The organism is Frigoribacterium sp. VKM Ac-2836 (genome assembly GCF_013248995.1).
Taxonomy (GTDB): domain Bacteria; phylum Actinomycetota; class Actinomycetes; order Actinomycetales; family Microbacteriaceae; genus Frigoribacterium.
The window spans coordinates 707,805-731,288 of sequence record NZ_JABRPK010000001.1 but is presented as its reverse complement, the minus strand read 5'-3'; the positions used below and the strand labels follow the sequence as shown (position 1 = coordinate 731,288).

Annotated in this window: 23 protein-coding genes; 13 read left to right on the top strand and 10 right to left on the bottom strand. The window is 72.0% G+C overall.

The window, feature by feature from the left end; genetic code table 11:
• The first annotated feature begins 118 nt into the window (after positions 1–118).
• Genes HRF36_RS03420 through HRF36_RS03400 form a run of 5 tightly spaced genes read left to right on the top strand, consistent with a single transcriptional unit; the run spans position 119 to position 5,214 of the window.
• The gene (locus HRF36_RS03420) at positions 119–1,768 is read left to right on the top strand and encodes an ABC transporter substrate-binding protein (protein ID WP_371739985.1); all 1,650 of its coding nucleotides are present in this window, start codon (positions 119–121) and stop codon (positions 1,766–1,768) included.
• Positions 1,765–2,718, top strand: a complete 954-nt coding sequence (locus HRF36_RS03415) for an ABC transporter permease (protein ID WP_173206207.1) — start codon at positions 1,765–1,767, stop codon at positions 2,716–2,718. The genes HRF36_RS03420 and HRF36_RS03415 overlap by 4 nt, the downstream gene beginning before the upstream one ends.
• Positions 2,715–3,635, top strand: coding sequence for an ABC transporter permease (locus tag HRF36_RS03410; RefSeq protein WP_173206204.1), 921 nt, complete (start codon positions 2,715–2,717; stop codon positions 3,633–3,635). Before HRF36_RS03415 ends, HRF36_RS03410 begins: the two co-directional genes overlap by 4 nt.
• The gene (locus HRF36_RS03405; protein WP_173206201.1) at positions 3,632–4,411 is read left to right on the top strand and encodes an ABC transporter ATP-binding protein; all 780 of its coding nucleotides are present in this window, start codon (positions 3,632–3,634) and stop codon (positions 4,409–4,411) included. Before HRF36_RS03410 ends, HRF36_RS03405 begins: the two co-directional genes overlap by 4 nt.
• Positions 4,408–5,214, top strand: coding sequence for an ABC transporter ATP-binding protein (locus HRF36_RS03400; RefSeq protein WP_371739984.1), 807 nt, complete (start codon positions 4,408–4,410; stop codon positions 5,212–5,214). Before HRF36_RS03405 ends, HRF36_RS03400 begins: the two co-directional genes overlap by 4 nt.
• A 9-nt stretch (positions 5,215–5,223) precedes the next feature.
• On the opposite strand, the gene HRF36_RS03395 is transcribed toward HRF36_RS03400, so the two are convergent.
• Complete coding sequence (locus tag HRF36_RS03395; protein ID WP_173206199.1) at positions 5,224–6,648, bottom strand: amidase; 1,425 nt, start codon at positions 6,646–6,648, stop codon at positions 5,224–5,226.
• A 121-nt stretch (positions 6,649–6,769) separates the two neighbouring features.
• On the opposite strand from HRF36_RS03395, the gene HRF36_RS03390 reads away from it, so the two are divergent.
• Together HRF36_RS03390 and HRF36_RS03385 are read left to right on the top strand one after the other, a co-directional pair.
• Positions 6,770–7,108, top strand: coding sequence for a multidrug efflux SMR transporter (locus HRF36_RS03390; RefSeq protein ID WP_173206196.1), 339 nt, complete (start codon positions 6,770–6,772; stop codon positions 7,106–7,108).
• A gap of 5 nt (positions 7,109–7,113) precedes the next feature.
• On the top strand, positions 7,114–7,695 hold the full coding sequence (locus tag HRF36_RS03385) for a TetR family transcriptional regulator (RefSeq protein WP_173206193.1): 582 nt from the start codon (positions 7,114–7,116) through the stop codon (positions 7,693–7,695).
• Positions 7,696–7,698: 3 nt separating this feature from the next.
• Here the strand turns inward: HRF36_RS03385 and HRF36_RS03380 are convergent, their stop codons facing one another.
• The 7 genes from HRF36_RS03380 to HRF36_RS03350 all read right to left on the bottom strand — a co-directional run bounded on the left by HRF36_RS03380 (position 7,699) and on the right by HRF36_RS03350 (position 13,511).
• A complete protein-coding gene (locus tag HRF36_RS03380; protein ID WP_173206190.1) occupies positions 7,699–8,292 on the bottom strand; it encodes a GNAT family N-acetyltransferase in 594 nt (197 codons plus the stop codon).
• A gap of 40 nt (positions 8,293–8,332) precedes the next feature.
• The gene (locus HRF36_RS03375) at positions 8,333–9,076 is read right to left on the bottom strand and encodes a uracil-DNA glycosylase (protein ID WP_173206187.1); all 744 of its coding nucleotides are present in this window, start codon (positions 9,074–9,076) and stop codon (positions 8,333–8,335) included.
• Positions 9,073–9,816, bottom strand: a complete 744-nt coding sequence (locus HRF36_RS03370; RefSeq protein ID WP_371739983.1) for a Type 1 glutamine amidotransferase-like domain-containing protein — start codon at positions 9,814–9,816, stop codon at positions 9,073–9,075. The genes HRF36_RS03375 and HRF36_RS03370 overlap by 4 nt, the downstream gene beginning before the upstream one ends.
• Positions 9,813–10,361, bottom strand: a complete 549-nt coding sequence (locus HRF36_RS03365; RefSeq protein ID WP_173206184.1) for a phosphoribosyltransferase — start codon at positions 10,359–10,361, stop codon at positions 9,813–9,815. The genes HRF36_RS03370 and HRF36_RS03365 overlap by 4 nt, the downstream gene beginning before the upstream one ends.
• Positions 10,362–10,395: 34 nt before the next feature.
• On the bottom strand, positions 10,396–11,160 hold the full coding sequence (locus tag HRF36_RS03360) for a YqjF family protein (RefSeq protein ID WP_254280992.1): 765 nt from the start codon (positions 11,158–11,160) through the stop codon (positions 10,396–10,398).
• Between the two features lie 80 nt (positions 11,161–11,240).
• Positions 11,241–12,437 (bottom strand): FAD-binding domain-containing protein, encoded by a 1,197-nt coding sequence (locus HRF36_RS03355; RefSeq protein ID WP_173206181.1) that lies wholly within the window; start codon positions 12,435–12,437, stop codon positions 11,241–11,243.
• 105 nt (positions 12,438–12,542) lie between these two features.
• Positions 12,543–13,511, bottom strand: coding sequence for a glycosyltransferase family A protein (locus tag HRF36_RS03350; protein ID WP_173206178.1), 969 nt, complete (start codon positions 13,509–13,511; stop codon positions 12,543–12,545).
• Between the two features lie 620 nt (positions 13,512–14,131).
• Between HRF36_RS03350 and HRF36_RS03345 the strand changes: the two genes are divergently transcribed.
• Positions 14,132–14,734: a hypothetical protein gene (locus HRF36_RS03345; protein ID WP_173206175.1), complete on the top strand. Its 603-nt coding sequence runs from the start codon at positions 14,132–14,134 to the stop codon at positions 14,732–14,734.
• On the opposite strand, the gene HRF36_RS03340 is transcribed toward HRF36_RS03345, so the two are convergent.
• Positions 14,721–15,497 carry an SDR family oxidoreductase gene (locus tag HRF36_RS03340; RefSeq protein WP_173206172.1) on the bottom strand — a complete coding sequence of 259 codons (777 nt, stop codon included), beginning with the start codon at positions 15,495–15,497 and terminating at the stop codon, positions 14,721–14,723. The genes HRF36_RS03345 and HRF36_RS03340 overlap by 14 nt on opposite strands.
• A 182-nt stretch (positions 15,498–15,679) precedes the next feature.
• Between HRF36_RS03340 and HRF36_RS03335 the strand changes: the two genes are divergently transcribed.
• From HRF36_RS03335 to HRF36_RS03315, 5 genes are all read left to right on the top strand, one after another.
• Positions 15,680–17,011 carry a bifunctional o-acetylhomoserine/o-acetylserine sulfhydrylase gene (locus HRF36_RS03335; RefSeq protein ID WP_173206169.1) on the top strand — a complete coding sequence of 444 codons (1,332 nt, stop codon included), beginning with the start codon at positions 15,680–15,682 and terminating at the stop codon, positions 17,009–17,011.
• A 102-nt stretch (positions 17,012–17,113) separates the two neighbouring features.
• Positions 17,114–18,313 carry a homoserine O-acetyltransferase gene (locus HRF36_RS03330; protein ID WP_173206165.1) on the top strand — a complete coding sequence of 400 codons (1,200 nt, stop codon included), beginning with the start codon at positions 17,114–17,116 and terminating at the stop codon, positions 18,311–18,313.
• 175 nt (positions 18,314–18,488) lie between these two features.
• On the top strand, positions 18,489–19,646 hold the full coding sequence (locus HRF36_RS03325; protein WP_173206162.1) for a sensor histidine kinase: 1,158 nt from the start codon (positions 18,489–18,491) through the stop codon (positions 19,644–19,646).
• On the top strand, positions 19,643–20,893 hold the full coding sequence (locus HRF36_RS03320; protein ID WP_173206160.1) for a hypothetical protein: 1,251 nt from the start codon (positions 19,643–19,645) through the stop codon (positions 20,891–20,893). Before HRF36_RS03325 ends, HRF36_RS03320 begins: the two co-directional genes overlap by 4 nt.
• Positions 20,894–20,979: 86 nt before the next feature.
• Positions 20,980–21,657, top strand: a complete 678-nt coding sequence (locus tag HRF36_RS03315; RefSeq protein WP_173206156.1) for a response regulator transcription factor — start codon at positions 20,980–20,982, stop codon at positions 21,655–21,657.
• Between the two features lie 391 nt (positions 21,658–22,048).
• On the opposite strand, the gene HRF36_RS03310 is transcribed toward HRF36_RS03315, so the two are convergent.
• Positions 22,049–23,299, bottom strand: a complete 1,251-nt coding sequence (locus HRF36_RS03310) for an MFS transporter (RefSeq protein WP_173206153.1) — start codon at positions 23,297–23,299, stop codon at positions 22,049–22,051.
• Positions 23,300–23,484 lie beyond the last annotated feature (185 nt).

Sequence of the window (23,484 nt, the reverse complement as noted above, 5' to 3'; positions counted from 1 at the left end):
TAAGGCTTGCCTCAACCGCCACACGGGTCTCTCGATTGACAGCGACCTCGCTGCCGTGATGGTAAGTTCTCACGGGTTCGGGAGTCCGTCAGCGACGCCCGGCGCAAGGGGCCGTGCCGTGTCCGACAGCAACACGGTGGCGGATCGCGTGGACCGGTTCAGCAGCGACCGGGACTCCCCCGCCGAACGACCGGGTGCCTCCTTCGTGCCTCCGGTCCCTCGTCGCCGTGGACGATCCGCCACGGCCATCCCCGGAAGGCCCCACCAGGTGCGCACCCTCCCTCTCTCCGCCGCCGTCGCCGCGCTGTTGCTCGTCGTGACGGGCTGCTCGTCCACCTCGTCCCCCGACGGGTCGGGCACCCCCGACCCCGAGGCGACCGTCACGGTCGGTCTCGTGCTCGAGCCGAGCGACCTCGACATCCGGAGCACGGCGGGCATCGCGCTCGACCAGGTGCTGATCGACAACGTGTACCAGGGCCTCGTCGGCCGCACGCAGGACAACGAGATCCGCGACGTGCTGGCCGCGAGCCACACCCTGAGCGACGACGGACTCACCTACACGTTCACCCTGAACGACGGTGTGACCTTCCACGACGGTGCCGCGATGACGGCCGCCGACGTCGTCTGGTCGCTGTCGCAGGTCAAGGACGACGCCTCGCTCGCGAACCACGCCGACCTCGCCGCCGTCTCGACCATCACGGCGCCCGCCACCGACACCGTCGTGCTCACGCTCTCGCGACCCGACTCGTCCCTGCTGTTCAACCTCACGGGGCGGGCGGGTCTCGTGCTGCAGCAGTCGGCGACGAACGACCTCTCGACCACGGCGAACGGCACCGGGCCCTTCGAGCTGACGAGCTGGCGACAGGGCGACAACCTGCAGCTCGGGCGCTTCGACGACTACTGGGGCACTCCGGCGAAGGTCGCGGGCGTCACCTTCCGCTACGTGACCGACCCGTCCGCGGCGATCAACGCCTCGATCTCGGGCGACGTCGACGTGCAGACCGCGGTCGACGCGACGCTGTCGAGCCAGCTCGACGGCGTCGACGGCATCACGGTCGAGAAGGGCAAGACGACCGACAAGTACACCCTCGCGTTCAACAACGCCGCTGCGCCGTTCACCGACGCCAAGGTCCGCAAGGCCCTGCGGCTCGCGATCGACAACGACGCGCTGATCGCTGCAGTCGGGGGCTCGGCGGTCGACCAGGGCGGTCCGATCCCCGAGCTCGACCCCGGCTACCGAGACCTCACGAGCGTCGACGCCTACGACCCCGACGAGGCGAAGAGCCTGCTCGCCGAGGCCGGCCACGACGGTGACCTGTCGCTGACGCTCGAGTACCCCAACGTCTACCCGACCGCGATCGGCGACGTGCTCACCACCCAGCTCAAGGCGGTCGGCGTCACGCTGACCGTCCAGCAGGTCGACTTCAGCACCTGGCTCGACGACGTCTACTCGAATAAGGACTTCGAGCTCAGCATGGTCAACCACGCCGAGACCCACGACTTCGCGAACTGGGCGAACCCGGATTACTACTGGGGCTACGACAGCGCGCCCGTCCAGCAGCTCTACGCCGAGTCGATCGCCGCGACCGACCCGCAGGTCGCCGACGAGAAGCTCGCCGAGGCCGCGGCGATCGTCTCGGACGACGCCCCCGCCGAGTGGCTCTACACGGCGACCACCCTGACGGCCGTCCACGACGGCGTGAGCGGGTTCCCGACGAGTTCGACCACGACCCGCCTCGACCTGGCTGACCTGGCCACGGCGGAGTGACCCGCTTCGTCGTCGGCCGCCTGCTCCTCTTCGTCGGGGGGCTGGCCGTCGCGAGCGTGCTGATCTTCGCCACCCTGCGCCTGCTGCCGGGCGACGTCGCCCAGGCGATCGCGGGGACCACCGGCTCGCCCGAACAGGTCGCCGCCCTCCGTCAGCAGCTCGGTCTCGACCGGCCCGTCGTGGTGCAGTACCTCGACTGGGCCGACGGGCTGCTGCGCCTCGACCTCGGCGAGTCGCTCGTCACGGGGACGCCGGTGGTCGACGAGGTGCTCGACAAGCTCGCCGTCACCCTGCCGCTCGCCGGCCTCTCGCTGGTCTTCGGGTTGCTGATCGGCATCCCGCTCGGCGTGACGAGCGCGCTCCGCCGCGGCCGCGCCTCCGGCGTCGTCCTCGGCACGGGTGCCCAGGTGTTGGCGGCCGTACCCGCCGTCTGGGCGGGCATGCTGCTGATCGGCGTCTTCGCCGTGACCCTGCGGCTGCTGCCCACGCAGGGCTTCCCGGCCAACGGCTGGAGCGAACCCGGGCCCGCACTCCGCTCGCTCGTGCTGCCGGCGCTCACGATCGGCATCGTCGAGGGAGCCGTGCTGCTGCGCTTCACGCGCTCGGCGGCGCTCGGCGCCCTCGATCAGGACTACGTGCGGACGGCCGCCGCCAACGGCATGACTCGGTCGCGTGCCCTCGTGCGGCACGGACTGCCGAACGTCATGCTCAGCGTGGTGTCGATCCTCGGCCTGCAGGTGGCGGGCCTCATCGTGTCGGCCGTCGTCATCGAGCAGTTGTTCACGCTGCCGGGGCTCGGCCGCATGCTCGTGACGGACGTCGGTCGCCGCGACCTGACCAAGGTGCAGGGTGAACTGATGACGCTGACCACGCTCGTGCTGTTCATCGGGCTCGTGATCGACGTCGTGCACCGACGACTCGACCCGCGCCTGCGCGAGGGCGACCGATGAGGCGCGGCTCGTTCGTCCTCGACCTGCTGCGGCGGCCGCAGGGCGCCTTCGGCGTCGGCTGGCTGGCCCTGATCGTGGCGTCGGCCCTGGTGAGCCGGTTCTGGACCCCGCTCGACCCGTTCGACACCGACCCGTACGCGGCCTGGCTCACGCCGTCGCTCGCGCACCCGTTCGGAACCGACTCGGTCGGCCGCGACATCTTCAGCTACGTCTTCGCCGCCACCGGCACCACCGTCGTGGTCGCCGTCGCCTCGGGGGTGGTCGCGACCGTCGTCGGTGTGGGCCTCGCGGCCCTGGGTTCGTTGACGGCCCGCTGGGTACGCGAGTCGGTCGCCGTGCTGATCGACGTGCTCGTGGCATTCCCGACGCTGTTGATCGCCATGGCCCTCGCGGCGGCGTTCGGCGGGTCGCTCACCGTGGTCGTCGTCGCGGTCGGCATCGGCTACGGCGTGACGATCGCCCGGGTCAGTCGGTCCGAGATCCGTCAGGTCGTGCGGACCGACTACGTGCTGGCCGCCCGGGCCAACGGACTCGGCACCGGGGCCGTGCTGCGACGTCACGTGCTGCCGAACATCGCGCCCGTCTTCGTCGTCCAGCTCTCGTTGTCGATGGCCACGAGCGTGCTCGCCGAGGCCGGACTGTCGTTCCTCGGCTACGGAGCCCCGGCCGGCACGGCATCGTGGGGCCGCCTGCTGAGCGACCTGCAGAAGTTCATCGGCGTCCACCCCGGCTCGGTCGTCTGGCCGGGGCTCGCCATCACGCTGACCGTGCTGGCCCTGAACCTGCTGGGCGACGCCGTGCGCGATGCGTCCGACCCCCGGCTGCGGTCACGACGAGTCGGTCGGGGGGCGCCCACCGACGGGTCGTCGCCGCGCACCGCTCCCCCGCAGCCCGTCGCACCGGAGGTCATCTCGTGAGTCTCGTGATCGACGACCTGACGGTGACGATCGGCGACCGCCGACTCGTCGACGGCCTCTCGCTCGACGTGCCCGACGGCGCACGAGTCGGGCTGATCGGCGAGTCCGGCTCGGGCAAATCGCTCACGACGCTGGCGGTGCTCGGCCTGCTCCCGGACGGCGCGCGGGCCACGGGCAGCATCCGGCTCGACGGACGCGAACTGCTCGGGGCCCCCGACCGTGAACTGGCGGGCCTCCGCGGCCGTGTGGTGGGCACGGTGTTCCAGGACCCCCGCACGGCCCTCGACCCCGTCGTCACGGTCGGGCGGCAGATCGCCGAGCCCCTCCGCCTGCACGGTCGCCTCGGCCGGCGCGACGCCCGCGCGCGGGCGGTGGCGGCCGCCGCCGAGGTCGGCCTGCCCGACCCCGAGACCGTCGTCGACCTCTATCCACACCAGCTCTCGGGCGGCCAACGACAGCGCGTCGGCATCGCGATGGCCCTGATCAACCGCCCGGGCCTCGTGCTCGCCGACGAGCCGACCACGGCGCTCGACGTCACGACGCAGGCCGAGGTGCTCGCACTTTTTCAACGTCTGGTCGATGAGCAGCGCACGTCGCTGCTCTTCGTGACGCACGACCTCGCCGTGCTCTCGCGCATCACCGATCACGCGGCGGTGCTGTCGCACGGCCGCGTCGTCGAGCGCGGCCCGGTCGAGCAGCTGCTGCACCGCCCCGAGCACGAGGTCACCCGCGGTCTCGTCGAGGCCACGAGGGCGACGACCTGGAGGGCCTCGTGAGCGACCCCGTCACCGCACCCGTGCCTCCTCTGCTGATCGCCCGGGGCCTCACCCGCACGTTCACGCTGCCGCGCCGGTCGCCGTTCCAGCCGGGCCCACAGCGCCACGCGCTGGTCGACGCCGACCTCGAGGTCGCGGCCGGCGAGAGCGTCGCGCTGATCGGCGAGTCCGGGTCGGGCAAATCGACGCTGGTGCGCCTGCTGCTCGCCCTCGACCACGCGACGTCCGGCACGGTGACCTTCGACGGCCGACCGGTCGCTCCCGACCGCGCCTCACGTCTGCGTTGGCTGCGTCGGCAGACCGGGATCGTCCTGCAGGACCCCTACAGCTCGCTGGACCCCCGCATGCGTGTCGGTGACATCGTGGCCGAGCCCTTGCGCGCCCTCGGCGTCGAGGGCGACCACGACCGCCTGGTGGCCGAGATGCTCGACCGCGTGGGGCTTGCGGCACACGACGCCGGGGCCTGGCCACACGAGTTCAGCGGAGGACAGCGCCAGCGCATCGCCCTGGCCCGGGCCCTCGTGCACCGGCCGCGGCTGCTGATCGGCGACGAACCGATGAGCGCGCTCGACGTCACCGTCCGGGCTCAGATCCTCGAGCTGTTGCGCGAGCTGCGCGACGAACGGGGGCTGTCGCTGCTGCTCGTGTCGCACGACATCGGGCTCGTGCAGCACCTCGCCGACCGGGTCGCGGTGCTCCGTGACGGACGCATCGTCGAGCAGGGCCCCACCGACGACGTGCTGCGTCGCCCACGGCACGACTACACGCGCGCCCTCGTCGACTCGGTGCCGACGCTCGAGTGACGGACCGGCTCACCACATCGGTGGATGCCGACGCTGCCACCGCAGCCGCCGCTCGAGCTGGGCGCCGATCGCGAGCAGGACGTCCTCGCGCCCCGGCCGACCGATCAGCTGCACGCCCGCCGGCAGGCCGTCGACTTCGCCCACGGGCAGGCTGATCGCGGGCAGCCCGGCCACGTTGACGAACGACGTGAACGGCGAGTAGAGGCACTGCTGCTCGAAGTTGCGCTCGGCGTCCTCGGCGTCGTACCAGCTGATCGGTCGGGGCAGCATCGCCAGCGTCGGCGTCACGACGGCATCGAACGCCGAGAACCGCTCGATCACGTCGCGCTCGAACGCCGCGAGCCCGACGAGAGCGGCCGAGAGGTCGCGTCCCGTCACGCGTCGGCCCTGCTCGACCAGCCATCGGGTGATCGGTTCGAGCAGCGCCAGCTCGGCCTCGGTCTCGGCGGGGATGCCCGCCGCACCGGCCTGCCAGATCGTCCGGAAGAGCGCCGGGTAGTCCGACGGAGGCAGGCTGGTCTCGTCGACCCCGTGCCCCGTGGTCGCCAAGAGGTCGGCGGTCTCGTGGAGGACGCCGAGGAGGCGCGGGTCGACCCGGACGTCGAACGTGTCGTCCCACGGACTGGTCGTCATCACGGCGACCTGGAAGCGTCCCTCGCCCCGCACGGCGGTGCCGAGGTACGCCCCGTCGGGTGACGGCGGAGCCGAGAGCGCCTGATGGTGACGCGGCGGACGGCCGTCGGGCGACACCATCGCGTCGAGCAGCAAGGCGGCGTCGGCGACCGATCGGGCCAGCGCACCGCCGACGGGAAGGCCCGCGAGGCTGGTCAGCCCCGACTGCGCCGGCACCCGGCCCCGCGAGGGTTTGAGGCCGACCAGGCCGGTGGCGGCGGCCGGGATGCGGATGCTGCCCCCGCCGTCCGACCCGGGAGCGAAGGGCAGCAGCCCCGCGGCCACGGCGGCCGCGGCCCCGCCGCTCGACCCGCCCGCGCCCGTCTCGGGTGACCACGGATTGCGCGTCGGCGGACCGACGAGCGTCTCGGTGTAGGCGGTCAGCCCGTACTCGGGCGTGGCCGTCTTGCCGAGGCTGATGGCACCGGCCTCGTCGAGCACCTCGGTGATCTCGGACGATGCCGCGGGCACCCGCCCACGGCTGAGGCGCGAACCGGACCAGGTCGGCACGCCGGCACGGTCGCTGAGGTCCTTGTCGGCCAGCGGCAACCCCCAGAGCGGCGCGACCGTCGGGCCGGCGGCGGCGAGGGCGTCGGCCCGCTCGAGCGCGGCGCCGCCGGTCACCGTGACGAAGGCGCCGAGGTCGCCGTCGAGGCGCGCGATGCGCTCCAGGTAGTGGGTGGTCAGTTCGCGGGGCGAGACCTCGCCGCGGCGAAGCCAGTCCCACTGCTCGTGGGCGCTCAGATGGTGGAGTTCGAACACCCCTCGAGCCTAGGCTGCGGCCCTCGCCACCGACTGCCTTTTCTGGTACATTTGTCCCATTCGTGCTCCCCCGGTCGCAGGTCGCCACCGGGACCGCCGCACGTCTCGACAGGACACCGTCATGGGTTACCTCTTCCTCGCGCTCGCCATCGTCGGCGAGGTCTTCGCCACGAGCTTCCTCAAGGTCACCAGCAGCCCCGACGCCAAATGGTGGCAGTACGCGGCGGTCGTGGTCGGCTACGTCTTCGCGTTCGCCATGCTCTCGCAGTCGTTGACCAAGGGTGTACCGCTCGGCATCGCCTACGCGATCTGGGCCGGCGTCGGCGTGGTGCTGGTCGCCCTCATCAGCTGGATCTTCTTCAAGGAACCGTTGACGCTGGTGCAACTCGGCGGCATCGTCCTCGTCATCGGTGGAGTCACGATGCTCGAGCTCGGTGGCCGACACCAGGTCACGGCCTGACGCCGGTGGCCGACACGACGTCGGGCCACGACCCGGCCCCGTCCCCTGGGGGTCCGGCCCTCACCCCCAAGGGCGAGACCAGGAGGCGCGCCCTGCTCGACGGCGTCCTCTCCGTCCTCGAGGCGGGCGGCCCCTCGGCCGTGACGCACCGGGCGGTCGCCCGTGCGGCCGGTGTCCCGGTGTCGGCGGCCACGTACTACTTCGCCGGCCGGGACGACCTGCTGCGTGCGGCGCTCCGCCACGCGACCACCGACTGGGTGCGGTCGTTCGACCGACTCGAGCGCGCCTCCGTACGCGACCTCGCCGAGACGCTCGTCCGGTACGCGATCACCGAGCGTGGGTCGGCCCGGGCGCAGTACGAACTGCTCTTCACCGCCATGCGGGATGCGTCGTTGCGTGAGGACGCCGAGCTCTGGTACTCCTCACTGGAGCACGTGTTGACGAGGGCCGGCGTGCCGGCCGAGCGGCTCGACGTCGTGGCCCTGGCGGTCGACGGCTTGATCGTCCGCATGCTCTGGCGTGGCGAACCGGGCACCGTCGCCGCCACGGCACGGGTGCTGGACGAGATCGTCGGTCCGCTGCCCTGAGCCTCAGGCGCGGCGGCGTTTCTTGAGCGACTTCTGCATCGTGACCGTGCCGAGCCACCGACCGAACTTGAAGCCGACCCGCCCCATGCGGCCGACCTCGGAGAAACCGAGCCGTTCGTGCAAGCCGATCGAGGCCTCGGCGTTCTTGTCGGCGATGACGGCGATCATCTCTCGGATGCCCGCGTCACGGCAGGCCTCGACGAGCGCCTCGAGCAAGGCACGGCCGAGGCCCTTGCCCGTCGACGCGGCCCGGAGGTAGATCGAGCTCTCGACGGTGTAGCGGTAGGCGGCCTTGCCACCCCACGGGGTCGCGACCGCGTAACCGAGGGCCTCGCCGGAGGGGTTCACCGCGACCAGGAAGGGCATGCCGAGCCTGGTGACGAAGGCGTGCTTGCGGCGCCATTCGGCGAGGGTCATGGCGTCCTCGTCGAAGGTGACCGACGAGTTCGCGACGTAGTGGTTGTAGATCTCTCGTACGTAGGGCAGGTCGGCGGTCGTCGCCGGGCGAATCTCGAACGTGAACGGGGGCTCGACCGGGGCCGGGGGCCGCAGGGCGCGGGGCAGTCGCCGCCGGGGCTGGTATTCCTCTTCGAGCACGGCCCCACTCTGTCATGCCTGTGCGGGCCCGGCCCGCAGCTCAGACCGTGGGGGGAAGCGTCCAGTCGACGGGTTCGCCGCCCTGGGCGACGAGCAGCTCGTTCGCCCTGCTGAACGGCCGCGAGCCGAAGAACCCCCGCGACGCCGACAGGGGGCTCGGGTGGGGTGACTCGATCGAGGGGACGTCGCCGAGCAGAGGCTTGAGCGCCGAAGCGTCACGGCCCCACAGGATGGCCACGAGGGGGCCTCCCCGGGCGGCCAGCACCTCGATCGCGCGCTGCGTGACGGGCTCCCAGCCCTTGCCGCGGTGCGATGCCGTCTCGCCCGGGCGCACCGTCAGCACGCGGTTGAGCAGTAGCACGCCGTGGCGAGACCACGAGGTCAGGTCGCCGTGCTCGACGACCGGCACGCCGAGGTCGTCGTGCAGTTCGCGGTAGATGTTCGCGAGGCTGCGCGGCACCGGACGGACGTGGGGGTCGACGGCGAACGACAACCCGATCGGGTGGCCGGGCGTCGGGTAGGGGTCCTGCCCGAGGACGAGGACGCGGACGTCCTCGAGCGGCTGCCGGAAGGCCCGCAGCACGTTCTCGCCCGAGGGCAGGTAGCCGCGCCCCGCACGCACCTCGGAGCGCAGGTACTCGCCCATGTCGGCGATGCGGTCGGCGACGGGCTCGAGGGCGGACGCCCACGACGGGTCGATCTGCTCGGAGAGCGGCCGACGGTGGTCGTGTGTCTCGTCGCGGCCCTGCTCGTCGCCCCCGCCGGGGCCGGTCGCGTGGGTCACTCGACCCCGAGCGTGCCGACGGAGACGCCGACGATCTCGCCGTCCTCGTCGTGCTGCGGTTCGACCCGCCAGACGCTGCCGGTGCCGAGCACCGCGAGGGCGCCCTCGCCGACGACCAGGGCCGTGTTCTCGTCGATGGCGACACCGCCGCGGACCAAGCCTGCCTCGGTGGCGGCGATGAGCCGGGTGAGGGTGCCCCACTGGGCGGCGTGCACGTCGATGGCGAGGTCGACCAGGCCGAGTCCGTCGGCGAGGGTCACCTCGTCGAGGTCCTCGGCGGCGTCCTCCGGGCAGACCGGCACGTCACCGATCAGCCAGCCGCCGAGAAGGGCGCGGTCGGCGGCGATCATGGCCCCGGCCGAGAAGCCGAGGTAGGGCAACCCGTCGGCGACGAGCAGGCGCACCTGGTCGATCAGCGGTGCGACGGCGTCGAGGTAGGCCGGGGTGACCCCGCCTGCGACGAGCAACCCGTCGACGTCACTGAGGACGCGGGTGTCGAACTCGTCGCCCGCGGTGACGACGGTGGTGAGCGCCTCGCAGCGTCCGCCGGCGGCGATCATGGCGGGGTAGCCGTCCCGGAACTCGGCGGACGGCGAATCGTCGGCCACGACGATCAGCACGGCGATGCGCGGCACGCTCCGGCCCACGGCGGTGCCACGAACGGCGGCTTCGGCCACGAAGAGGTCGTAGAGCTCGGTGTCGTCGGGCGACCAGCCGCCGCCCACGAGGTGGATGCTCACGCGCCGACCCCCGAGCCGACCTCGCGCGTGACGGGCGGCAGCGCGCTCCACGGGAAGGTGATCCACTGATCCGTGCGCTTCCAGACGAAGTCGGGCTCGAGCACGGTCCGGGGCTTGCTGTACAGGCAGACGGTGCGCACCTCGGCGGCGACCTCGGCGAGCAGGTCGCGCACGAGCACGAGGGTGCGACCCGAGTCGGACACGTCGTCGACGACGAGCACCTTCTTGCCCTCGAGCGACGGCGCGTCGAGGGTCGGTGGCAGCAGGACGGGCTCGGGCAGCCGCTCGTCGACGCCCGTGTAGAACTCGACGTTGATCGAGCCGCACATCTTGGTGTCGAGGGCGTAGGCCACGGCCCCGGCGAGGACGAGCCCGCCGCGGGCGACGGCGACGATGACGTCGGGCGTGAACCCCGCCTGGACGACGTCCGAGGCCAGGTGGCGAGCGGCCTCGCCGAACTCGAGCCAGCCCAGCACCTCTCTCTCGGGAGCCTCGACCTCGGGTCGTGCGGGGGCGGCCTGGCTGTCGTCGGGTGGGGTGACCATGCCGACAACCGTAACGCGCGGAGGCCCCCGCGCGTCACGCGGGGACCCAGGCACCCCCGGGAGGCGCGAAGACGGTGTCGACGCCATCGGACCAGAGCAGCGAGTCGGGCTCGCGGTCGGTGACGCCCGGCAGGCCTCCGTCGGACACCAGTTCGTCGTCGAGGTCGACCAGCTCGGCCCGGCGCAGCGACCAGGCGTCGTGGTGGTTCGGCCAGTACCGCGTGCGACCGCCCCGGGCGACGTGCATGCCCCAGCGGGCGGTCAGGAACTCGGCGAGCGGGTCGCCGTCGACGACCTCGTCGGTCGGGCGGACGGCCAGGCGCGACGACGGGTTCGTGCCCGGTCCGAGCCGCGTGCTGCGATACGTCACGACCCCGTCCTCCCTGGTCTCGTGCATCGACGCCCACCGGTACGGCAGGCCGAGCCCCACGTTGGCGGCGAGCACCGACACGAGGCGCTGCGCCTCGAGGGTGCGGAACACGACGCCGCGACGCCCCAGGGCGTCGACCGAGTACAGCCGCACGTTCGTCTCGAGGAAGTCGCCGGCCCAGGGCACCGCAGGCAAGGGCCCGAAGGCGCTGCCGGTCAGCTTGAACGGGATGAGCCCGACCCAGGTCGATCCGTCGAACACGTCGGGGCGGGTGCCGGGCGGCAGCAGCGGTGCGACGCGGTCGGGCTCGACCCGCCAGTGCGCGAAGGCCAGGCCGCCCCAGTGCTGCCGGATGAACGCCGGGCGGAGCAACGGAGGCGCGATGCGGGTCACCGGAGCGGGCTCGGCCCCCGGCATGGTCTGGTCCATGGAGGCCACGCTACGGATGCCCTCCTGAACGACCCACATCTCGGCCCGGGTGTCGTCGGCGGACCCTGTGTCGAGCCTCGTCAGAGCTGGCGGACGAGCTCCGGGATGCGCCCTCGGAACGGGAAGAAACCCCGTGAGGCGGACGGCCAGGCCTCGCCGTCCCACCGGCGGCGGACGGTGACGAGGTCGATCCCCTCGGCCGAGAGGGCACGGCGCACCGTCGCCAGGCGCTCCTGGGCCGGACCGACCGGCGCGTACGGCGAGAGCACCGTGTCGAGCCCCTCGGAGGTCGCCCAGTCCACGACGGTGTCGGAGCCCGCGTCGGGCAGCGTCCGGGCGGGACGACCGTCGGAGTCCGGCGTGCGCCTCGCCGCGTCGTCGACGGCCTCCCTGGTGAAGCTCACCACCGCAGCGGATGCCTCCCGGGGGGACCGTGCTCCCGGGTCGGCGACCACAGCGGTGGCCGTCACCCGGGCGACGAGGCCGGGGCGTTCGGCGAGCAGGCTCTCGGGCTCGAGGTCCTCGTCGTGGAGCAACAGTCCGACCCGGGACCGCGGGGCCCCCACGACGTCGGCCGGCTCGACCGGGGTCCGCGGCGGCAGCGGCTCCTCGTCGAGCGCCCGGGCCGTGGTGGCGAGGCCCGCGGGCGAGAACCGCCCGTCGGTGAAGCGCGAGATGTTCTCGGCCGTCGCCAGGTAGGTCTTGCCGGCGGTCTGCAAGCCCGCGACCCACCGCCACGACAGGGTGTTCGAGGCCGCGTCCCCGTCCAGCAGGTGGCGGAGGAAGAAGTCGGCACCCAGGTGCCAGGGCAGACCGAGGGTGAAGATCCAGATGCTGGCGAACCACATGCGCGCGTGGTTGTGGAGGTACCCGGTGTCGACCAGCTCGCGCACCCAGGCGTCCATCGCGTCGATGCCGGTCCGGCCGGCCACCGCCTCGTCGTACCCCGCGGGCACGCCCTCGTCGGCGACACGGTCGACGTCCCGGCGGTACCGCCGCCACACCTCCGGGTTCTGTTCCAGCCATCCCTTCCAGTAGGTGCGCCAGAACACCTCCTGCACGAACTTCTCGGCGGCACCGAGCGTGTGACGCTCCAGGACCGCGCCGACGACCTCGCGTTCCGTCACGAGCCGGTGCCGCAGGTAGGGAGACAGTCCCGAGACGGCACGACGCGAGGCCCCCAGGTCGTGGTTCCGGTCTCGGGCGTAGGCGGAGCCGGCGTGGGGCAGGAATTCGTCGAGGGCTTCGAGACCGGCGACTCTGGTGGCGATGAACACGCTTCCATCATGCGACCCGGTGGGCCGTGGGGCCCGGTGTCGTCCCACAGGCCGCGGAGGGGCGTCACCGGAACGCGCGACGCGCCCCTCCCCGGGCGCCCGCGGTCATCGGCGGACGGTGGCCGAGCGCAGCGGGACGAGCTGGTCGACCGGCAGGCCGATGCGCGTTCCCCGCACCAGGCCGAGCAGGTGACCGGTGGCCAGGGCGATCGCGGCGGCGGCCAGCACCGTCGTTCCCCGACGGCGACCGACGAACGACCGCCACGCGCTCGAGGCCAGTCGACCGAAGGTGACGCCCCGGGGGGCGCCGGTGCCGGAGTCGCCCTCCCCTCCGACCGAGCGTCGCAGTGCCCTGTGGGCGACACCGCGGTCGACGGCGGCGGCCACGACGGACCGTGGACGCGTCTCGCCGGGACGCACGGTGCGCGAGACGCGGGCCGACGAGGTCGAGACGACCCGCGCCTCCGGCTCGTCCGCCGCCAGACGCAGGCACAGCTCGACGAACTCGGCACCGCGGGGCACGCCCTCGTGAGCGTCGACCCCGCTGGCCAGGCCGCCGACCTGCAGCAGGTCCCACCGCCGGAAAGCGACCGTGGCCCCCGCCACGTCGTCGAGCCCGACGAGGCCGTCGGGTCGCCAGCGGGGAGTGCAGTCGACGGCCCACAGCAGGTCGTCGGGCAGGGCCGACGCGGCTGTGCCGGGCCAGGTCGGTTCGGTCCGACCGACGACGGCGATCACGTCGACCTGGTCGAAGGGCGCGGCGAGCGCGCGGGCCCAGCCGGCGTGGGCGACGCAGTCCGCGCCGAGGAACGCCACGACGTCACCACGTGCGGACTCGATCCCGGTGTCGCGGCTGCCGGCGAGCCCCGGGGTGCGGGTGTTGTCGACGACGACGAGGTCGTCGTACCGGTGGCGCAGGTGGTCGCGGAGTCGTGGTGCCCTGTCGACGACGACCAGGACGTCGTGCACGTCTCCGTCGCGCAGGACGGAGTCGAGCGCGGCCGTCAGGCCGTCGAACGGGGTGGAGCCGTCGGCGCAGACGACGACGCTGACACGGGGGGCCGGGCGGTTCACGCGGTGCCTCCCTGAACGGGACGGCAGCTGGACAGGCGGACGGCGGGCCGGGGCGGGCGGACGCGGAGGGTCACGGGGGTTCCTCTGGGTTCGTCGACGGTCGCCGGCACGCCGCGGGAGGGCGCGTTCGGGTGGCGACCCTCGTCGGAGGGTGCGTTCGGTGACGTCGATGGGTGGGTGGCCCGGCGTCGTCGGCCGACGGTCGATTCGGGCGACCGTGGCAGAGGCTCGCCCCGGATTCGGGTTCGGGACGTCCTGACCCCGTCAACGGTACGCGGGGGTGGCTGGGAAAACGAGACCCGCAGGGGTCCCCCTTTCGAGGGACGCCGCGCCCGGGTGACGTCCGGGTGGGGCCCGGTCCGCGTCGCCGTGCTCCGGGTGAGGCCCGCCGTCCTGTGCGGTTCGAGGGCCGGCCAGGCCAGGAACGGCAGGAGGCACGGGTGCCGTCCGCACCGTCGGCCCGGCCCCCGGACGGGTCACTCCGCGCCGGAACCACCCTCTGGTGACCCGTGCCACGCGTGGATCGCCCGGGCGTCCGCTCGGCTCCTCACCCGATCGACACCCACCCCGTCGCCGGTAGGGTCGGGGCCTGACCCACCAGCACGAGAGGACGTCGACGAGTGCCCCACGGCCCCGGTACCCGCCGTCGCGCGGAACGCACCGCCCTGGAGCGCGCCGTCGACGAGGGGCTGCTCATCGTCCGGTCGGCCCTGGTCGTCGCCGTGACGAACCACATCATCCGCCGGGCGTTGCAGGAGCACCTGCCGTTCGACGAGGCCGTCGCCACCGAGGCCGCGCGCGACGAGATCGACCGGTTGATTGCCGAGCAGACCGCGGCCGCCGTCCGGGTGCGTCGCCTGCGACGGATGACGGGCCGGTCGTACGGCCAGTCGCGCCACCAGTTCGACTACCGCCCGGAGGACGTCGACGCGTTGAAGCTGCGCGAGGCCGCCTCGAAGGGCGTGGCCCGCGCTCTGGCCACCCGGCGGGACGACGACGACTTCGTGGCCGAGGTCGTGGCCGCCGCCCGCTCCCGGGCGTGGGACGACGTCGGACAGACCGTCGTCGATCGGCTCGGTTGGGCCGCTCGTCCCGACGACGACTACGACGACGGTCGTCCCGAACGGTTGCGCGACCTCGTCGAAGGTGATCTCGCGGCACTGCGCCGGGCCCGGTTCGACGGCACCGTGCCGGTCGACCGGTCCCGACTCAGTCCTTCTTGACCTTCAGCTCGCCCTTGGCGACCTTGTAGGTGGCCGCCTGCGCCACGGGCTTGATCGTCACCAGGTCGAGATTGACGTGGGCCGGCAGCTCGACGGAGTGCACGATCGATTCGGCGACGTCGTCGGCCGTCAGCGGCGATTCGACGTCGCGGTACACGGCGTCCGCACGGTCCCGGTCGCCGCCGAAGCGCACGAGCGAGAACTCCTCGGTGTGCACCATGCCCGGCGCGATCTCGATCACCCGGATCGGCTCCCCCGCCAGCTCGAGTCGCAGCACGGCCACGAGGGCGTGCTCGGCGAACTTCGAGGCGTTGTATCCGCCGCCGTTCTCGTAGGCGACGTGACCGGCGATCGAGGTGACCGTCACGATGTCGGCGCCCCGCGCCTCCTCGGCACCGCGGCGAAGCGAGGGCAACAGGGCCGTGACCATGCGCTTGGTGCCGAGCACGTTGACGTCGAACATGCGCTGCCAGTCGTCGATCGAGCCGTTCTCGACGCTGTCGAGCCCGAAGGCACCGCCGGCGTTGTTGACCAGGGCGTGCAACGGCCCGGTCGCCTCGACGTGGGCCCGCAGGGCGGCCACGTCGTCCTCGCGCGTGAGGTCGGCCCGGAACCAGGACGCCCCCGTCTCGTCGGCGAGCGCGCGGAGGCGGTCCTCGCGCCGGGCGACCGCCAGGACGTCCCAGCCGCGCGAGCGGAACAGCCGCACCGTCGCCGCTCCGATGCCCGAGCTGGCTCCCGTCACCACGACCCGTCCCACCATGTGCGCCTCCTGTTGTCTCGTTCGTCGTCGCCCACCGCGGACGCGCCCGGCCCACGCTAGCGGCCCCGGTTACGCCCCGTGTCCGGCATCGTGGACGCCAAGGTGCACGGTCCGTACCGTGGCTGGCACCGCAGACCCCGCCGACCACCCCGGCGAACGCACCCCGACCGCAGGAGCAGACCATGACCGACGCCCAGCCCGACTGGAAGTTCGAGACGCAGCAGATTCACGCCGGGGCCCAGCCCGACCCCACGACCCACGCCCGTGCGACGCCGATCTACAAGACGACCTCGTACGTCTTCCGGGACGCGCAGCACGCGCAGGACCTCTTCGCCCTGGCCGAGAACGGCAACATCTACTCGCGCATCATGAACCCCACCCACGCCGTCGTGGAGAAGCGCATCGCCGCGCTCGAGGGCGGGACGGGTGCCCTGCTGGTGGCGTCGGGTCAGGCCGCGTCGACCTTCGCGGTGCTGAACATCGCCGAGGCGGGCGACCACATCGTGTCGTCGTCGTCGATCTACGGCGGCACCTACAACCTCTTCAAGTACACGCTCGCGAAGCTCGGCATCGAGACGACCTTCGTCGAGAACCAGGACGACGCCGACGAGTGGCGCCGTGCCGTCCGTCCGAACACGAAACTGTTCTTCGCCGAGACGATCGGCAACCCGAAGATCAACATCCTCGACCTCGAGAAGGTGTCCGGCGTGGCGCACGCCGAGGGCGTGCCCCTGATCGTCGACAACACGATCGCGACGCCGTACCTGATCAGGCCCCTCGAGCACGGGGCCGACATCGTGGTGCACTCGGCGACCAAGTTCCTCGGCGGACACGGCACGGTGATCGGTGGCTTCGTCGTCGACGGCGGCACGTTCCCGTGGTCGGCGAACGCGGACCGCTTCCCCGGGTTGACCCGGCCCGACCCGTCGTACCACGGGGCCGTCTACACGGAGGCGGTCGGCGACGGCCTCGCCTACGTCGTCAAGGCCCGGGTGCAACTGCTGCGCGACCTCGGGGCGTCGAACAGCCCCGACACCGCGTTCTCGCTCATCCAGGGCATCGAGACGCTCAGCCTGCGCATCGAGCGCCACGTCCAGAACGCGCAGGAGGTGGCCGAGTGGCTCGACGCCCGGGAGGACGTCGCCGCGGTCTACTACGCGGGACTGCCGACCAGCCCGTGGTACGCCGCGGCGAACAAGTACGCCCCCCGGGGTGTCGGGGCCGTCCTCTCGTTCGAATTGAAGGGCGGTGTCGATGCCGGTCGGGCGCTCGTCGACGCCCTGCGCCTGTTCAGCCACCTCGCGAACATCGGCGACGTGCGCAGCCTCGTGATCCACCCCGCCTCGACGACGCACTCGCAGCTCACCCCCGAGCAGCAATTGACGACCGGGGTCACCCCGGGACTCGTCCGACTCTCGGTCGGCCTCGAGAACGTCGACGACCTGAAGGCCGACCTCGACGCGGGCTTCGCCGCTGCGCGCGCGGTCACCCGCGAGTCGCTGAGCAGCAGCTAGGACGACCGCGACGGGGCCACACCGGCCGCGGAAACCCCGAGGAGGCGCGGTGCGCGTAACAAACGCGCCGCGCCTCCTCGGCTCGTCCAGGATGGATCTCACATGGACTGGCAGAGCACACCCGAGGACACGGTCCCGTCGAGCGTCGTCAGCGAGCGCACCCGGCTGGCGATGCTGGGGCGCCCGCCGGTCACCGGCGCCTGGCGCGACGGCGACGACCCCGGGGGACGATCGTTCGTGGCCCTGGACGACCTCGCGCTCGAGAGCGGTGTCGTGCTGCCCCGGCCTCGACTGGCGTTCGAGACCTGGGGCGAGCTCGACGCCGACCACGGCAACGCCGTGCTGGTGTCACACGCCCTGACCGGGGACAGCCACGTCGCCGGCTCGGCCGGGCGCGGTCACCCCACGGCGGGTTGGTGGAACGGCGTCGTCGGTCCGGGCCTGGCGATCGACACCGACCGGTGGTTCGTGGTCGCGCCGAACGTGCTCGGCGGCTGCCAGGGCAGCACGGGCCCCTCGTCGTTCGCCCCCGACGCCGTCGAATGGGGTTCGAGGTTCCCGCACCTGACGATCCGCGACCAGGTCGCCGCCCAGGCCGCCCTCGCCGACCGCCTCGGGATCGATCGGTGGGCCGCCGTCGTCGGCGGTTCGATGGGTGGCATGCACGCCCTCGAGTGGGCGATCACGCATCCGTCGCGCGTCGCCCGCCTCGCCGTACTGGCCGCACCACCCGTCGTGAGCGCCGACCAGATCGCCCTGAACACCGTGCAGTACGAGGCGATCCGCATGGACTCCGCCTTCGACGGCGGCGACTACTACGACGCCGTCGACGGCCCCTACCGAGGCCTCGCCCTCGCGCGCCGCATGGCTCTGCTCAACTACCGCTCCCCCGACGAGCTCAACGCGCGGTTCGGACGCAACTGGCAGAGCGAGATATCGCCGCTGGGCGGTCCGGGGCGGTTCCAGGTCGAGAGCTACCTGGACTTCCACGGCAACAAGTTCACCCGCCGCTTCGACGCGGGCAGCTACGTGACGCTGCTGGGAGCGATGAACTCGCACGACGTGGGACGCGACCGGGGTGGCGTCGCCGCGGCTTTGAGCCGCGTCACGGCCCCGACGCTCGTCCTCGGCGTCGACAGCGACCGGTTGTTCCCCGTGGCCGACCAGCGAGAGATCGCGCGACACCTGCGACACGGCCTGGACGGCCACGACGTGGCCGTGGTCGAGAGCCCGTACGGGCACGACGGTTTCCTCATCGAAGGCGATGAGGTGGGCGCACATCTGCGCCGCCTGCTCGACTGACCCCACTTCGGTGGACACCTCGGGGTACAGTTCCGCGCCGCGACCGGATCGTTACCCTCCCGATCGGCGATTCGGTCCCTGCATGACCCCCTGAGAGGGGGCTGGGTATGAAAACATGAGGGGTCGCCAGCCACCCGGCCGGAGCGACGACACCGTCGGAAGCCACTCACGAACCATGGACATCTTCGCCCAAGAGCGCGATCGTCTGCTCAGCAGCACGACCCGCACCCTGGGTCTCGCCTGCGCGGCGGTCTCGATCGTGGCACTGGCGATCCCCGGCGTCACCGACCCCCTCCACCTGGCGGCGATCGCACCGCTCGCCGCGCTGCTCATCGTGTCGCTGCTGTTCGTCACGGGTCCCCGCGCCCGCGTCTGGGTGCCGGTCGGGCTGGCCTCGGGCATCGCCGCGACCGTCGTCGCCCTGCTGCCCGCCGGCGGCCCCGACGACGGCCCGCTCGCCACCGCGATCATTCCCTTGGCCGGGGGTGCGACCGCCGCCTTCAGCCTGATGCTCTCGTCGAGCCGACCGCGTCTGACCACGGCCGTCGTGGCCTTCCTCGTCGAACTCGCCCTGGTCGCCCTGGCCACCGGCTCGCTCTTCACCTTCCCCGTGGCGGCCGTCCTGCTCGGCTGGGTGTCCTGCTTCGTCACGGGTCTCTGGCTCGGGCGCGCCGTCCCGCGGGCGGCCCGCCGCATCTACAGCATCGGCAACGCCCACCGGGCCGAGCGCCAGGCCAGCGAGACCGAGGCCCAACGCCGTCAGGGTGCTCGACTGCTGCACGACACCGTCCTGGCCACGCTCACGCTGCTCGCCCACTCGGGCTTCGGGGTCACGCCCCAGGCCCTGCAGGACCAGGCGGCCGAGGACGCGCGCCTGCTTCGCCACTTGCGTCTCGGCGGCACACCCCAACCCCAGGCCTCGGGCGATTACAGCCTCGAGACCGTCGAGGAGTCCCCGCTCGGCCAGACCCTGGAGTCGGTCAAGCAACGCTTCGGCCGTATGGGCCTCGAGGTGAGCTGGCACGGCACCGGGCAGGTGCTGCTGCCCACGCACGTGCTCGACGCGTTCCTGCTGGCCCTCGCCGAGTGCCTCGAGAACGTCCGACGCCACGCCGGCGTCACCGAGGCGCACGTCACGATCATCCACGACGACTCGATGGTCCGCGCCATGGTCACCGACGCCGGCGTGGGATTCGATCTCGCCGGCATCAGCGAAGAACGCCTCGGTTTCAAGGAGTCCGTCGTCGGTCGACTGCACGAGGTCGGCGGCAGCGCCCGTCTGTTCTCGTCCCCCGGCTCGGGCACGACCGTCGTCCTGGAGGCACCGCGTTGAGCGTCGACGAGAACACCTTCGGGGTCGTCCGTGGCCGGCGGGCGGCTCGGGGCCTGCCGATCAGTTCGACCGGGGCGCGCTCGCTCCGCCAGGCCCGGGCGGCGGGAGCCACGCTCGGCACCGGCTACCTCGGGGTGGGTGCGGCCGTGGTCGCAGCCCTCCAGGCCGTGTACGGCCTCACGTTCTTCCTCAGCCACCTCTCGACCTATCCCGACGTCGCTCCGGTGCTGGTCTCCTGGTTGCTCTACGTCGCGACCTTCATCGGCACGGCCGTCCTCGTGACCGTGCGGGGCGAGAGGCTGACGACGGGCGTCTTCGCGGTGATCGGGGTCGTGCTGGCCGTGGTCGTCGCGCTCGACTTCGTCGCCATCTGGCCGCTGCACGACGTGGGCGCCTACGCCACCTCGAGCGTGGCCGTCGGCTTCGGTCTGCTGCCGATCGTCACCTTGAGGCCCGTGCGCGAGGTCGTCGTGGCCACCGCTCTGCTGTTCGTGGCGCTCGTCGTCATGGTGGCGCTCTCGACCCCCGTCACCAGCGACTCGGGCCCGCAGCAGATCACCGTCGTGGCCCTGGCCGTCCTGCCGAGCGCCATCGCCACGTTCGCGGTGCACCGGTTCCGGCGCATGGTGCAGGTCGAGCTCGACCGCGTGCTCGTGCAGAGCAACGTGTCACAACCGCGCTTCGCGGTGGGCATGCTCGCGAGCGACGAGCTGGCACGGCTCGACCTCGCGGCCGAGAAGCTGCTCGACGGTGTGTCCAATGGCGACGTCCCGCTGCCTCTCGCCCCGAAGGTCGCCTCGCAGGCCGCGTCGCTCGCCACCGAGCTCCGGCTGCACCTCATCGAGGGTCGACGCGAGACCTGGCTGCACCACGCCGTCACCGAGTCCGAGTACCTCGGCCGGTCGGTCACGTTGGTCGACCCCTCGTCGTTGGCCGGCCTACTGGCCCCGCCGCAGCGCGACGGGCTGCTGCAGGGCGTCTGGCTGCTGCTCGGCGACTCGAAGAGCCGCGCCCCGGGCACGACGATCCAGCTGGCCCTCGGCCCGGTCACCGCGGCGTCCCAGTCGTTCGCCGGTCGCAGTGTGTGCGTGCCCGTGGTGATCTCGACGACGGGCATCCGCCGCAACCGCGTGACACCCGCGACCTGGAACGCCCTGGAGCGCGCCGGCGAATACGTCGTGTCGTCCCACGAGTCCAGCGTCAAGATCTCGCTCAGCTGCATCGTCGACAACCCCGCCGAGGTCTGAGCCGACGAGTCCCCCGCGTGGTCGATCCCGATCACCGCCTCCGCCCGTAGCATGAACACCACTCCGCCCTGAAAGAAGGTCCCGACGTGTCAGACCCCGACGACCGCATCCGCCTCGCCCTCGTAGACGATCACAAGATGCTGCTGGGCGCCCTCAGCGAATGGATCCGCGGAGCCGCGAGCGACATCTCGATGGTCGCCGCCGTCGCGTCCTGGCCCGAGCTGCTGACGCACCCCGAGTTCCCGGTCGACGTCGTGCTGCTCGACCTCGACCTGAAAGACAACATCCCGATCTCGCTCAAGATCAACACGCTCAAGACCACCGGCGTCAAGACCGTGCTGATGAGCACCTACTCCGAGCCGAACGTCGTGCGCGAAGCCCTCGCCGCCGGTGCACTGGGCTACCTCGTCAAGAGCGAGGACGCCGAGATGATCGTCGAGGCGATCCGCTCGGCCGCCAAGGGCGAGTCCTACATCTCGGCCGAGCTCGACCTGGCCCTCAACGCCGCCGAGATCGGCGGGGTGCCCAAGCTCAGCGCGCAAGAACGTCGTGTCATGGCGCTCTACGGCGGCGGCGAGCCCGTCAAGGCCGTCGCCTACCAACTCGGCATCAGCGAAGAGACCGCCAAGAGCTACCTCAAGCGCATCCGCGAGAAGTACCGTGTGGCCGGCTACGACGTGGGCACCAAGGTGGCCCTGCGGAAGCGAGCCATCCAGGACGGCATCCTGTTGCAGACCGACACCCCGGCCCAGACCAGCTTCTGACCCCCGGCGCGACCCCGCGCGACGGCCCGGCCCCTTCTTGGGCCGGGCCGTCCGCCGTCGGCGTCCCCCGCGCCTCCTGAGCCGCACTCCCCCGCCCTGCCCACCCGCCTGCGTTGTGCAAATCGCGACAAGTCTGCGGCCGACGCGCGGTTCCAGGCAGAGATGAGCGGCGAGTCGGACGCCTTCTGTCGGGTTCGGCACGCCTGACGGCACGAGGCGAGTCGGGTTCGGCACGCCTGACGGCACGAGGCGAGTCGGGTTCGGCACGGCGCACGGGCCAGAGGTCATCCCGGGCCGGCAGCCCGCATCCGAACGCGCACAGCAGGTGCATCCTCGTCCACGAGAGGTCGAGCACGACCCGAGGAGGCGCGGGTCGGCGTTCCGAGGACGTCTACGCCGAGACCGACTCGCGTTCGTCGGCCCTGGCCCGGGCCGTGCCGCGTCGGTCGTCGATGCGCTGCATGCCGAAGCTGACCATGGTGAGGACGACTCCGGCGAGGGCCAGCACGACGCCGACCCAGCCGGGTGCCGAGAAGCCGAGGCCGGCCGCGATGACCGCGCCGCCGAGGTAGGCGCCGAAGCTGTTGCCGAGGTTCATGGCCGAGTGGTTCAGGGCGGCGCCGATGACCTGGCTCTCGCCGGCGACCTCCATCAGGCGGGACTGCACCGAGGGGCCGACGCTCGATCCGACGAGGCCGACGAAGAACGTGCTGACGAAGATGCCGACGATCGAGCTCGAGGTGAGCGCGTAGGCCGAGAGCGCGGCGATGAGGCCGACGAAGCCGAGGTACATGGCGAGCTTGAGCGATCGGTCGGCCAACCAGCCGCCCAGCAGGTTGCCGATCGTCATGCCGACGCCGACCGTGACGAGCACCCAGGGGACGATTCCCTCGGACACACCCGCGCCCTCGGTCACGGCGTTGGCGATGTAGCTGTACACCGCGAAGAACCCCCCGAAGCCGATGGCTCCGATGCCCATCACCAACCACACCTGGGGCTGCTTGAAGGCTCGGAGCTCACGCTTCATCGAGGCGGACGCGTCGCCGTCCTGGTGCGGCACCGCGAGGGCGACGGCGGCGAAGGTGAGGGCGAAGATCAGGGCGACGGCGAGGTAGGCGACGCGCCAGCCGGCCTGCTGACCGAGCCAGGTGATCGTGGGCACGCCGATGACGTTGGCGATCGTCAAGCCGCTGAGCACGAGCGCGACGCCCTTGCCGCGGTTGCCCGGCCCCATGATCGAGGCGGCGACGATGGACGCGATGCCGAAGTAGGCACCGTGAGGCAGACCGGCGGCGAAGCGGGCGGCGAGCACCCAACCGAACGACGGCAGCAGTGCCGAGGCGATCGTGCCGACGGTGAAGGCCGCCAACAGGGCGAGCAGGAGCTTCTTCTTCGGGAAGTGCGACGACATCGCGGCGATGGTCGGGGCCCCGACGACGACGCCGAGGGCGTAGGCGCTGATCAACCAGCCGGCCTGGGCGATGCCGGCATCGGCCGACCGGGAGTACAGATCGGGCAGCAGATCGCCGGCCATGTTCGGCAGCAGGCCCATGGCCACGAACTCGGTGGAACCGATGCCGAAGCCGCCCAGGGCGAGGGCGATCAGGGCGGCCGTGCGGCGACGGCGGGAGAGATGGGTCACGAGCGGGGCCTTCAGGATCGAGGGGGTGTCAGCGAGGGAGCCTGCCACGGCTCGCCGTCGAGCTGGGAAGGGCGCGGGCCCGAAGACGGCGCGGCCACCCTGACGGGTGCTCTGCGCCGGGTCGTATCGATTCGACCGCGCGGTACGGAAACCAGTGTACGACCCGTGAGGCCGAACTCAAGGGG

Bases quoted from the DNA above. Each gene is read 5' to 3' on its own strand.
- HRF36_RS03335 (WP_173206169.1), top strand. From the start codon at position 15,680: ATGACCGACGCCCAGCCCGACTGGAAGTTCGAGACGCAGCAGATTCAC.
- HRF36_RS03390 (WP_173206196.1), top strand. From the start codon at position 6,770: ATGGGTTACCTCTTCCTCGCGCTCGCCATCGTCGGCGAGGTCTTCGCC.
- HRF36_RS03325 (WP_173206162.1), top strand. From the start codon at position 18,489: ATGGACATCTTCGCCCAAGAGCGCGATCGTCTGCTCAGCAGCACGACC.
- HRF36_RS03360 (WP_254280992.1), bottom strand. From the start codon at position 11,160: ATGGACCAGACCATGCCGGGGGCCGAGCCCGCTCCGGTGACCCGCATC.
- HRF36_RS03330 (WP_173206165.1), top strand. From the start codon at position 17,114: ATGGACTGGCAGAGCACACCCGAGGACACGGTCCCGTCGAGCGTCGTC.
- HRF36_RS03410 (WP_173206204.1), top strand. From the start codon at position 2,715: ATGAGGCGCGGCTCGTTCGTCCTCGACCTGCTGCGGCGGCCGCAGGGC.
- HRF36_RS03340 (WP_173206172.1), bottom strand. From the start codon at position 15,497: ATGGTGGGACGGGTCGTGGTGACGGGAGCCAGCTCGGGCATCGGAGCG.
- HRF36_RS03365 (WP_173206184.1), bottom strand. From the start codon at position 10,361: ATGGTCACCCCACCCGACGACAGCCAGGCCGCCCCCGCACGACCCGAG.